This window comes from Brotaphodocola sp. (genome assembly GCF_050873365.1).
Lineage (GTDB): Bacteria > Bacillota > Clostridia > Lachnospirales > Lachnospiraceae > Brotaphodocola.
The window spans coordinates 47904-59316 of record NZ_JBNMIQ010000019.1 but is presented as its reverse complement, the minus strand read 5'-3'; the positions used below and the strand labels follow the sequence as shown (position 1 = coordinate 59316).

Annotated in this window: 9 protein-coding genes and 1 pseudogene; 1 reads left to right on the top strand and 9 read right to left on the bottom strand. The window is 44.9% G+C overall.

Going from position 1 to position 11413, the window contains the following annotated elements:
* Positions 1-486 precede the first annotated feature (486 nt).
* The gene (locus ACR0QT_RS09900) at positions 487-1587 is read left to right on the top strand and encodes a tyrosine-type recombinase/integrase (RefSeq protein ID WP_432630630.1); all 1101 of its coding nucleotides are present in this window, start codon (positions 487-489) and stop codon (positions 1585-1587) included.
* Between the two features lie 73 nt (positions 1588-1660).
* Here the strand turns inward: ACR0QT_RS09900 and ACR0QT_RS09895 are convergent, their stop codons facing one another.
* From ACR0QT_RS09895 to ACR0QT_RS09855, 9 genes and pseudogenes are all read right to left on the bottom strand, one after another.
* The gene (locus ACR0QT_RS09895) at positions 1661-2107 is read right to left on the bottom strand and encodes a GNAT family N-acetyltransferase (protein ID WP_432630629.1); all 447 of its coding nucleotides are present in this window, start codon (positions 2105-2107) and stop codon (positions 1661-1663) included.
* Between the two features lie 88 nt (positions 2108-2195).
* Positions 2196-2780, bottom strand: coding sequence for an NUDIX hydrolase (locus tag ACR0QT_RS09890; protein ID WP_432630628.1), 585 nt, complete (start codon positions 2778-2780; stop codon positions 2196-2198).
* A 92-nt stretch (positions 2781-2872) separates the two neighbouring features.
* Positions 2873-3235 carry an MGMT family protein gene (locus ACR0QT_RS09885; RefSeq protein WP_432630627.1) on the bottom strand — a complete coding sequence of 121 codons (363 nt, stop codon included), beginning with the start codon at positions 3233-3235 and terminating at the stop codon, positions 2873-2875.
* 88 nt (positions 3236-3323) lie between these two features.
* Positions 3324-3404: pseudogene (locus ACR0QT_RS09880) on the bottom strand (transposase); the annotation flags it as partial.
* A gap of 50 nt (positions 3405-3454) precedes the next feature.
* A complete protein-coding gene (locus ACR0QT_RS09875; protein ID WP_432630626.1) occupies positions 3455-4951 on the bottom strand; it encodes an ATP-binding protein in 1497 nt (498 codons plus the stop codon).
* Between the two features lie 214 nt (positions 4952-5165).
* A complete protein-coding gene (locus tag ACR0QT_RS09870; RefSeq protein WP_432630625.1) occupies positions 5166-7817 on the bottom strand; it encodes a cation-translocating P-type ATPase in 2652 nt (883 codons plus the stop codon).
* Between the two features lie 430 nt (positions 7818-8247).
* Positions 8248-9333 (bottom strand): tyrosine-type recombinase/integrase, encoded by a 1086-nt coding sequence (locus ACR0QT_RS09865; RefSeq protein ID WP_432630624.1) that lies wholly within the window; start codon positions 9331-9333, stop codon positions 8248-8250.
* Positions 9334-9476: 143 nt separating this feature from the next.
* On the bottom strand, positions 9477-10703 hold the full coding sequence (gene pepT / locus ACR0QT_RS09860; RefSeq protein ID WP_432630623.1) for a peptidase T: 1227 nt from the start codon (positions 10701-10703) through the stop codon (positions 9477-9479).
* Between the two features lie 120 nt (positions 10704-10823).
* Positions 10824-11411, bottom strand: coding sequence for a sugar O-acetyltransferase (locus tag ACR0QT_RS09855; RefSeq protein ID WP_432630634.1), 588 nt, complete (start codon positions 11409-11411; stop codon positions 10824-10826).
* Positions 11412-11413 lie beyond the last annotated feature (2 nt).

The following is an 11413-nucleotide window of genomic DNA, read 5'->3' as shown; positions in this document are numbered from 1 at the left end:
TTGGTCGGTAAATGAGGGAGGCTTATTTGGCATGCCCAAAAACAGGATGTATCAGAGCTGTATATAAAAATGGCTCTGATGTCAGGAATGGAGTAGGATTCTCATGAATCCCACCCCAACTATTGACATAGAGCCGAAATATATAGCGATAAAGGGTAGTAGAGAGGGATAAATTGTGATAAATTTTAATTTTTGTGATAAACGTAAGTTTATCACAAAAATATAGTCAAAATAAACGACTTGTGATATACTTATTTAGAGCCCCGAATCAGGCTCTAAAAACGAGCGATTTTTATACTTCAAACGTAACTTTTATCGCTTAAACCTAAAAATATTTGATCTGAGAGGATTTTCAGAATAAATATTTTTAAAGTGTTGTTTTATCAGAACTTTTGCTGTTGATTTTAAAAATTAATTCTATTTCACGAAAAACCAGAAAAACAACTCATAAATCATAAAAAATATAGAAAGGATTGATCTATTCCTATGAAAAGCGAATCTGAAAAATTAAGGGAAATTCTAAGGGAACTCCCTGACTACGTCGTAAACTTTTTCTATGCCAAGGACTCCGTCTATCAGCCCAAAACCAAAGTCGCCTACGCGATTGATCTGCGTGTATTTCTGAAGTATCTCCTCGAGGCGATTCCTGACCGCTTCCCATACCCGTCGATCGCCGAGATCCCGATGGATGCTCTGGATCAGCTTCGCCCAAATGACATTGTTATGTTTTTGGCATACTTGGACGAATACTCGATGAAAGACGCCGAAGGCAACTATATCACGCGGACGACTCCAACCGGAAAAGAAAAGATTCAGGTATTTGAAAATTCTCCGTCCGGAAAACGGCGAAAGCTCGCCTCACTCAAGGCGTTTTTCAAATACATGGTCATCAATGAATACATGACGAAAAATCCGGCGACTTATGTCGATATTCCGAAAGTTCCGAAGAAACCGATTGTCGCCCTCACAGATGCTGAAACAAAACGGCTCAAGAAGAATGTTCAGACCGGTTCGCAGAAAACTGAGCGCGAGAAAGTTTTCTTTGAAAAGACAAAATTGCGTGACAATGCGATTATTATGCTTTTTCTCGGAACCGGTATCCGTATTTCCGAATTATTGAATATTGATATGTACGATCTGGATCTTGAGGAACAGCGACTGCTTGTTCGGCGAAAAGGTGGACATACCGAGTTCGTCTACTTCAAAAAAGAGGTGCTCACTGCCCTCTCCGACTACATTGAACTGGAACGCCCGGTTCTGATGAAGATGAAAAGTGAAAAAGAAAAGAAGGCAAACGGACCGCTGTTTGTGTCAAACCGTGGAACGCGAATTACGATCAATCGCGTCGGTCAGATCGTAAAAGAATACGGTCGATTCGTCCTGCCCCCGAATGTGAAATTCTCCGCTCATCTCCTGCGCAAGAGCTTCGGAACCCAGCTCTATGAGCGAAGCGGTGGCGATGTCTCTCTTGTCCAGCATGCACTGGGACATGCAGATTCCTCCACCACCACCCGCTTCTACATTGACTTTGATAAAAACCGCTTAAAGTTTTTGAAGGATGAAGGGGATTCCTCAGACAAAGAATAGTGTTGTATTTAATTGCTTAGCAGAAAAATAACTCAGAAAAGGAATAATCTCCCTTCCTGAGTTATTTTTCTAGTTATACAAGTCTCATATATAACAGCGGGTACGGTCCACCCTCCTCATCAACCTCTGTCCTCTTGTAAGTCTCAAAACCCATATGTTCATAAAATCCGACTGCCTGAGGATTTTGTTCGTTGACTGTGACTTCCTGTATCCCATAGTGCTTGATTCCATACTCCAAAAGTTTTCTGCCAAGTCCCGCTCCCCGTTTGTCTGGAGAGAGAAACAGCATTTCCAACCGCTGCCCTTCCACTCCCATAAAAGCCACCGGACATTCAGGCTCACGCTCAGCGACAATCAAATGTGTTACCCCATTAAGCGCATAGGGAACATATGTTTTAATCCTCTGAATTTCCTCCTCACTGAGAAACAGATGAGTCTCTCGAACAGAAGATTCCCAAACCGCTACTAATTGATCTATCAAAGATTTTCTTTCATTTTCCTTTACTTCATATAATTTCATATGGTCTTCTTTTCTTCTTTCTTGTTTTATTTGTTTTATCCACGTTTAATTTTTGCCTACTTTTCTGTCCCAATTGAATTCTAAATTTCTAAATTCGATTTTCCCGTTCTTTTTCTATGAGTTTTGTATACACATGCTCCACGAACCACGGCTCCGTAGACTTTTTTAAGGCTTCCTCCGGTGTAAACCATGCCACTCCACTATTTTCGTCTGCCTTTATCGACACATGCTCATCCGAATCTGCTTCTAACAGATACGTCACATTCAGGTGCAGATGGCTGGATACATATTTGCCTTTTTTTACATGACCATCCACGGTAAGAGACTCCAACGAAAAAATCTCACTTGATACTGGGCGAACATCGGAGAGCCCCGCTTCCTCCTTTACCTCGCGAATTGCGACAGCTAAAAGATCTGTCTCACCATCCGCATGTCCTCCAAGCCACGACCAGGAATCATAAATATTGTGGTACACCATCAGAACCTTGCTTCTGTCCCTATTGACAACCCAAGCTGATGCTGTCATATGTGCCACCGGATTCTCGCGCGAAAATGCATCTTCGTGGTCTTCGATCCAATTTGCAATCAAAATTTGATCTTTTTCTTCCTGTTCGTTGTACGGTTTATATGCTTTAATTTTATAGAGTAATTCTTGACGATTCATCTGATGCATTGTTTGCCTATATCCTTTCTTTTCTGCTTTTCATTCTTCGCTTTCCGTTTTTATTCTTTTTCGCCGATTTTCAGAGCCAAACGCATTTACGTTTAGATTCCCAGTGACTGAAAAAGCGTATATAGCTCCTCAGCTTCCTCCATGGACGGTCGCCAGCCATATCGTTTTAAGTCGACGCGATCACCATCTTGTGTTATCTGTACATAAATCCCATCCTGTTCCAAAAGTTTTCGTTGAAGTCCCGGATATTCAAAGGCACTCGCGCCACTCAAGAATCCCTTGGAGTTGACAACTCGAAAGGCAGGAACATCGCCCAGACGATCTGAGCGCAGGGCATACCCCACCTGTCGGGAATGGTTTGGTGCCCCACATAAGAGTGCGATCTGCCCATAGGTGGTCACCGTCTTGTCCGGGATTCGTTTGAAAACTTCTTTCATTCTTTGATAAATGTCCATTGCTGTGTTTTTCCTCGTCAATATCAATATATAAATTTGTTGGATGTAGCGTAGCTGTTCAAATAGCTATGTGAACTACTCCGACTTTGAGACGACTACTTGCGGATTTATATGCATTAATAAATTTACTGATTTCGGTATTTGGCTGTCCTCGAAACAAAATGTGAATTTCTTTTAAGCGACCCGAAAGAGGTGGGGGGATGAATTGCTCACGGCGTGTTAAAACAACAGTCCCAACAGCGTTGCATACACCGCCTCATTCGCCTTTACCACAAAAGCCAACTCTTCTTTTGCCTGATTCAGACGGCTGAAGAGATTCCAGACACTTTGATCTGTCGAACGCAGATAGCCCTGCTCATCATAATAGTACCGCTCATCGATCAGGACTGCAATTCGGTCAGCCACTCGCTCCAGCTCTGGACTTTGTGTTTCTCTCTCGCAGATATATCCGCGGGTTCGGTAATCTGCAAGCAGACAGTCCGCCTCACTCTCATTGTTGGCATAGACAACCGAGATATGAGGATAAGAGAATGACGGTCGTCTGTGAGAAAGATGCATCATGCTCTGAATATAAAAAGACAATTCGGCATTTGTGCGGATTCGGTTTGTCAGATGATAGGTCTGAATACCGGATAAGTTTTTCAGCTCATGTAGCGTCGTTCGATCTAACTCTTCTGGTGAAATCATATCCTCACAGTCGCTTGAAAAGATGATTGGGCGGTCTTTGCAGGATTTCAGTAACAGTGCCAGTGTCTTCGGTGAAAGCAGATGTGCCTCATCAACGAAGATTGCATGAAATCGCGAAAAATCGAAGTTACAGTCACACTCACCGTCACGAGCCTCGTCACAGTGATCGCTATGATCACGATAAGTACAAGTACAGTCTGAAATCGGAGTGGTACTGAGATTACCGATGGAAGAAAGCGGCGCATATTCAATTCGTTGCAGACGCTCATGGAGGAGATTCCACTGTGCTTTCGCATCTCCGCAGTGAATCATGCAAACCTGCTGTTTGACAGAGAGTTTCATTGCAAGATCATACAAAAGCAAAGTCTTTCCGGTCCCTGGAAGACCGGTAAACCAGAACAATCCTGTTTTCTCCGCGCGAATTTTCTTTAAGATCTGCCGTTCAATCTCCCTCTGTTGAGCCGTCAGAAAATACTCTTTTTTTAAGAAGCGTGACGGCTCCGTGAGCGGAGAAATCAGATAAAGCTCTGCGCGAAACAGTTCCTCAATATTTCCATCATAATCCTTGCTTGTATTTTTCAGTTCTTCACACAGTTTTCCCCAGTCAGTCTCTGCAAGATGATCATGATTTGTCAGGCGCACAAGCCGTTTCTGACTACTGATATAGGTGTAGGAACGGATCGGTTTTCCAAGGACAGACAGATAATATCGATTCTGCAAAAGCTGTCGTCGAATCGCCTCATCGGATACGACCCCGCTCTTCAACTCGATGTTTAAAATCTGGTCTTCCTTGATTTGAAGAAGATCAAATTCTTTTCCAAGGCGTGGAATCTGGAACGAGTAGAAAAAACGAAGGTGGGCTATTTCTGGCATATGAGCCTCCAACTGATCCGTCAGATCTCGCATACTCTCCCATTCCCACTTTCGCATTTTCAGAAAGCTGGTTCTTCCCGATAGCTGTCGTTCCAATTTCTGCAAATGTTCCAGACTCTGAGTCCTCGTGAGCGCATAAACCGAGATTGCCTTCATACTTTTCTTTCCTCACCCTACTAATTACTGATTTTTGTTAAATACAATTAAATAAAAATGTTTGTCTTATTCTTATTATAATATAAAGAGACCACAAGTGAAAGTCCATTCCACCCTGAGAAAGTTTGCGATCCCCATATATACGATCCCCCTGTAAAGGAGGGAAACATCGACTTTGAATTGCATATAGTTTACATAAATAAATTATGTAAACTCAACGAGTTTTTTCTCCCTTTCTTCTTTCGTAAATCACCCGAGAACTCTGAATTACCAATGTTGGAATCAGAGCAAGGAATACCGTCTGCCACAAATCTTGTATGCTCATCGCCTGAATCTGAAAAAGACCGTGAAATGCCGGAACTCCCACAACAAATGCGAGAAAGCCGGCTCCGATTCCAAACGCAAGCAGGCTAGAAGGATTGCTCTTTAAACCAAGCGCCAGAAGGGATAACTTGCTTCGGCAGTTAAATCCATGAAAAAGTCTTGCGAGCGTGATGGTTGCAAATGCCATCGTTGATGCCATAACATCGCTCTGTCTAAGCCCAATCGAGAAGGCGAAAATTGTTGAGAGTGCAATCAGTGCGCCTTCCGTAAACATTTTGATCAAGAATTCCCGGTTCAGTAACCCTTCTTTCGGATCTCTCGGTTTTTCTTTCAGAACACCCTCATCTGCAGGCTCGATTCCGATTGCCAGTGCCGGAAGGGAGTCGGTGAGCAGATTGATAAATAAGAGCTGTACAGGCACAAATGGGAGCGGAAGTGCCCGCAAGGAAGTATATAAAACGACGAGAATGGCAGCGGTATTCCCCGACAACAGGTAGCTTACTGCATTTTTAATATTTCTGTATACGGTTCTTCCGTTTGCGACCGCCCGAATGATCGTGGCAAAGTTGTCATCCGTGAGAATCATGTCAGACGCATCTTTTGACACTTCGGTTCCGGTGATTCCCATTGCCACTCCGATATCTGCCTTTTTGAGTGCAGGAGCATCGTTGACTCCATCTCCGGTCATTGCGACCAGTTTTCCGGACCTCTGCCAGGCACGGACAATTCGGATCTTATTTTCCGGTGAAACTCGCGCATAGACTGAGATTTTCTCAATCGTTTGGTCTAATTCCTCCTCACTCATCCGATCCAACTCCATGCCGGTCAACGCCAGATCCCCATCTTCAAACAGACCAATCTCACGGGCGATTGCGACTGCGGTTATCTTGTGATCGCCTGTAATCATGACGGTTCGGATTCCCGCAGATTTGGCATCTCTCACTGCCTTGATGGACTCTGCACGTGGTGGATCAGCCATGGAAATCAGTCCGAGAAACACATAGTCGCACTCTGCTTCTTTGCACAGCGGTTCGCAGGATTCCTTGTATGCAAATGCCAATACGCGCAGTCCTTTTTCCGAAAAGCGCTGATTCTGCCTCCGAATCTTCTCTTTTTCGCTTTCTGTCATCGGATGAGCCCCATTTTGATCTCGAACCCAGATACAGCGATCAAGCAGAACATCTACCGCCCCTTTCGTCAGAATCGTTTCCTGACCGTGAATTCGATATTTCGTGCTCATCAGTTTTCTATCTGAATCAAACGGGATTTCTTCAAGTCTTCTCATCATCTCTCGGAGAATCTCCTCACTCATTCCCTGTTTTCCAAGATAACTCTGATCAGAAAATGCCGGAATTTCCCGAAACATCTCTAAGAGTGCGGATTCTGTCGGATCTCCAAGTCTCTGTCCATTGACCATGCTCGAGTCATTTGTCAAAACTGCATCATAAACCAAATATCGCTGTGTCTGGTCAGCCATATCGAGATTCTTTGCTTCGATTACGTTTCCATTTACAAAAATCTGCTGAACTGTCATCTTATTCTGAGTCAGTGTTCCTGTTTTATCGGAGCAAATCACAGAAACCGAGCCAAGGCTCTCCACCGCACTGAGCTTTTTGATGATGGCATGTTCTTTTGCCATTCTCTGCGTGCCAAATGCCTGCACGATCGTCACAATCGAGGTCAGAGCTTCCGGAATCGCTGCAACGGCAAGTGCGACTGCAAAGAGCAACGCATCAAGAACCGTCATTCCACGGGAAATGCAGAGTGCAAAAACGAGAGCACATACCATTAGAATCAGAATTGCGAGTTTCTGGCTGAACTGATCTAAACTTCGCTGAAGCGGAGTTTTGCGTTCACCTGCCTGATGAATCATCCCTGCAATTTTTCCAATCTCTGTCTGCATTCCCGTTGCCGTCACAACCGCTACCGCTCGCCCATACGCGACAAGGCTTCCCGAGTAGATCATATTGGTGCGGTCAGCTAACGGCGTCTCGCCTGAAAGCAGAACTTCTCTTTTTTCTATGTGGGTAGTCTCTCCGGTCAGAGAACTCTCATCGACCTGAAGCGAGTAACTCTCTATAATTCTTCCATCTGCGGGGATGAGATCTCCCGCTTCCAATTCCAGAAGATCCCCGGTCACGATTTCCCGTGACGGAATCTCAATCTTTTTCCCATCACGAATCACTCGGCTGTTCGGAGAGGCGAGATTTTTGAGACTTGCAAGAGACTGCTCCGCTTTGATCTGTTGGATTGTTCCGAGAATCGCATTTGCCACCAGAACAAGCAGGATTACGGCAGTGCTCTCCAAATTTCCGGAAATCATCGAAATTCCTCCTGCAATCAGCAGAATCACGACGAGAAGATCACAAAACTGACTGAGAAAAATCTGTCCCGCTGTCTTCTTTTTTCCCTCCTCTAAGATATTTTCACCCGTTGTCTGCAACCGCTCTCTGGCAGTCTCACTCGATAATCCTGACCGCGTTGTCTTGAAACGGCGGAGTACTTCGTCAACCGACTGGCTCCATACTTCTTTCTGCATCATTTTTCTTCGCTCCTTTTTCATTGTTTGATAAATCTTTAATCTTTGATGACGAGGATCTCATTTGATGAAATGATAAGAAAATCATGTGCAGAAAACGCTTTTTTGTTTCAGAAATTCGTAAATATGGATCAAAAATCTTGGCAACAAAAAAGAGACCTTTACTGCACAAAACATGTACAAGCAGTGAAAATACCAGTGGCATTTGTCACTTTTCTTGACATGCAAAGCAATAAAAGTCTCGTTCCATTTCTAATTTCTATTATGTGTGCTGTCCGGCAACGAAAAAACAGTTGCGTGATGACGACCAGCACAACACCGGAGATCAAAAAGATCAAAATCATCCGATGTGAACTACTCCCTAATATGTGTTCTGATTCTATCATATGCGGGAAGTTCTTGTCAATTACTTATTTTTTATCATCTTTTATCATCAGATTTTTTTAATGTAAATATGATGATAATCCACAGCGGAGTCCTTGAGTTCCGGTACAGCAACATCATATCGGGTGATCCAGAGAATATCTGTTCCAAGATAATCGGAGACAGCCTGTGCCGGAGCACCTCCCTGAACCATGCTTGCGACAGCGAGGTTGCGAAGCTGAGTCATCGTAAACGGGGGGATCTCAAGTGCTTCACACGCATCCTTGATGTAGTGTTCCAGCATACGGGCAGACAGACGTTTTTCAAAGCGCCGTAAGCGAAAGACAGGAAAGTCTTTTTCTGCCTGCGCCGGAATCAGACGGACAATCAGATCAAACAGATCATCCGGAATCTTAATCTTTCTCTCTCTGCGATGAGTATCCGGAATGATCATTCCCTTTTTTCCATCTGCATCCATAAAGATGTGACCGACATTTAATCCACACAACTCCCTCGTTGTCAGACCACAGCGCAAGATCGTGGAGATCGCCACAAACATCGTGAGATCGTCCCTCTCATAGAAGTAAGTCAACACCTGATCCACATGTTCAAGTTTGGGGATCGGCGCGATCGGTTGCAGAGACCACTCAAACTGCATTTTCGGAAATGCACTCTCGAAATGACCTTCTGGGTTTGCAGTTGTCTCCGACCCTTGCGCATCTTTGGCCTCTTGGGCTGGCACGTCTTGGAATTGTGCTTTTGCTGATACTCTGTCTGCACCCGCTGCCCCTTCTACTTCTTGTTCTTCTTGAGCTTCTGATTTTTCTTGATCTTGTTTCTGATTTTGATCTTGCTCTTCTTCCTGCGCCGCCGCCTGTTTCTCGTCTATAAAACGCGCAAAGCCCCGCAAAGCTGCGATCTGCCACTGGAGTGTCTTTATGGTACTGCTCTTTGTGTGATTCCGGAAAAACCGATCCGTCTTTTCCGGTGTGATCTCCATAAAATCACACTTTGTCTCGCGACAGAACAGAGCCAGAAGACCGGCGTACTGGCGTCTTGTTGTCTGGCGAATAAAGCGTGCGGTATATTCCAGAAAAAGGTTCTCTGTCTCTTCTGAAATGTAGGAGCACATCTCTCTCAGACAAATTTCATTCATATCGTTTTCCCCCTGTCTCTCTGTCTTATTCTGTCCTTTTTTATTGAGTTTCTGAGTTTCATTGAGTTTTCTTCCACTTACCCATTACCCAATTAGAATTTATTTCTTTCAAAAGATTCTTTTAGCACTTTGCAAACGTTTTTTTAGCGCTCTGCAAACGCTTTGACGATCTCCACGAGAATATCTGCAATCTTTTCCATCGACTGAATGCAGACGTACTCATATCTTCCGTGGAAATTGTGACCGCCTGCGCACAGGTTCGGGCATGGAAGTCCCTTGTAGGAGAGGCGAGCACCGTCTGTACCTCCGCGGATCGGACACACGACCGGCTCTACATCGAGAGACTTCATCGCATTCTCCGCAATCTCGATCAGGTACTTGTGCGGTTCAATCTTCTCGCGCATATTGTAATAGGAATCTTTCAGATTCAGCTCAACCGTTCCCTCCCCGTACTTTGTGTTGAGATAGGAAACAACACTGGTCATCAGCGCCTTCTTCTCCTCAAACTTTGCGCGGTCATGGTCACGGATGATATAGTTCATGTAAGCATTCTCCACGTCTCCGGACATGTTGTTCAGATGGAAGAATCCCTCATAGCCGTCTGTACATGCCGGATTCTGGAACATCGGAAGCATCTGCTGAAGTTCCATTCCGATCAAGAGTGCATTTTTCATCTGACCTCTTGCGGAACCCGGATGAATGTTGACTCCGTTGATATGGAGCTTTGCGGAAGCGGCATTGAAGTTCTCGTACTCGATCTCTCCGAGTGCCCCGCCATCGACGGTGTAAGCCACATCTGCGCCAAATCCCTCCACATCAAAGAAATCTGCACCGCGTCCGACTTCCTCATCCGGTGTAAATCCAATGCAAATCGTTCCGTGCTCGATCTCCGGATGCGTCAGCAGATACTCTGCCATCGTCATAATCTCGGCAACACCAGCCTTGTCATCTGCGCCGAGGAGTGTCGTGCCATCGGTCGTGATCAGATCCTGTCCCATATAGCGCAAAAGCTCCGGAAAACGCTCCGGGCTCATCGTCTCCCCGGTCTTGGCGTTCATGCGGATCGTCTTTCCGTCATAATTGCGGATGATCTGTGGATGAATGCCATTTCCCGGGCAATCCGGTGAAGTATCCATATGAGAGATAAATCCAACCGCCGGAATCTTCTTTGTCGTATTTGCCGGAATCCGTGCATAGACATATCCGTAATCATCCATCCGCACATCCTGTGCGCCAAGGGCGGTCAGCTCTTCTTTTAACATAATTCCGAGGTTTTTCTGCTTTTCTGTGCTCGGAAATGCCTCCTGATCACTCATGGATTCTGTATCGACTAAAACATAGCGAAGAAAACGATCCGTAATATTTGACATGATTTTTTGCTCCTTTATTTACCCTTATTTACTATTTACCATTTTGTCAGAGAAGTTTTCGCTGACTTAAAGTGCTCCTATTATAGCACATTTTTCTGAATACTTCCACTCGACATCCGTCTAACGATCCCATTGCGTTTTTTTATCGTTTTCCGTGATTGGGCGAATCACCTTGCAGGGATTGCCGACCGCCACAGAATTGCTCGGGATGTCTTTGACGACAACACTTCCCCCACCGATCACGACATTACTGCCGATCGTGACTCCCGGCATCACCTGAACACCGCCACCAATCCACACATTGTCGCCGACTGTGATCGGATAGGCGTACTCAAGCCCTGCATTTCGACGTTCAAAATCAATCGGGTGACCTGCCGTATAGAATCCGCAGTTCGGCGCGATGAATACGTTGTCTCCGAACGTCACTTTTGCACAGTCCAGAATGACCAGATTGTAATTGGAAAAGAAGTTTTCCCCCACTTCAATATTGTACCCGTAATCGCAGAAAAACGGTGCCAGAATCTCAAAGGATTCCTTCGTCTTGCCGAGAAGCTCCTTCATGATTTCTTTTTGTCTTGTCTCTTCTGTCGGACGCAAGTGATTGTACTCGTAACACAGCTCTTTCGCGTGCAGTCGCTCCGCTTTCAACTCCTGATTGTAGTTTGCATCGTAAAGCATCTGTCTTTGCATTTTTTCTTTTTCTGTCAGAT

Excerpts from the sequence above, each read along its gene's own strand:
- ACR0QT_RS09885 (WP_432630627.1), bottom strand. The coding sequence starts at position 3,235 with ATGGACATTTATCAAAGAATGAAAGAAGTTTTCAAACGAATCCCGGAC.
- ACR0QT_RS09870 (WP_432630625.1), bottom strand. The coding sequence starts at position 7,817 with ATGATGCAGAAAGAAGTATGGAGCCAGTCGGTTGACGAAGTACTCCGC.
- ACR0QT_RS09900 (WP_432630630.1), top strand. The coding sequence starts at position 487 with ATGAAAAGCGAATCTGAAAAATTAAGGGAAATTCTAAGGGAACTCCCT.
- ACR0QT_RS09895 (WP_432630629.1), bottom strand. The coding sequence starts at position 2,107 with ATGAAATTATATGAAGTAAAGGAAAATGAAAGAAAATCTTTGATAGAT.
- ACR0QT_RS09875 (WP_432630626.1), bottom strand. The coding sequence starts at position 4,951 with ATGAAGGCAATCTCGGTTTATGCGCTCACGAGGACTCAGAGTCTGGAA.
- ACR0QT_RS09890 (WP_432630628.1), bottom strand. The coding sequence starts at position 2,780 with ATGCATCAGATGAATCGTCAAGAATTACTCTATAAAATTAAAGCATAT.
- ACR0QT_RS09865 (WP_432630624.1), bottom strand. The coding sequence starts at position 9,333 with ATGAATGAAATTTGTCTGAGAGAGATGTGCTCCTACATTTCAGAAGAG.
- pepT (WP_432630623.1), bottom strand. The coding sequence starts at position 10,703 with ATGTCAAATATTACGGATCGTTTTCTTCGCTATGTTTTAGTCGATACA.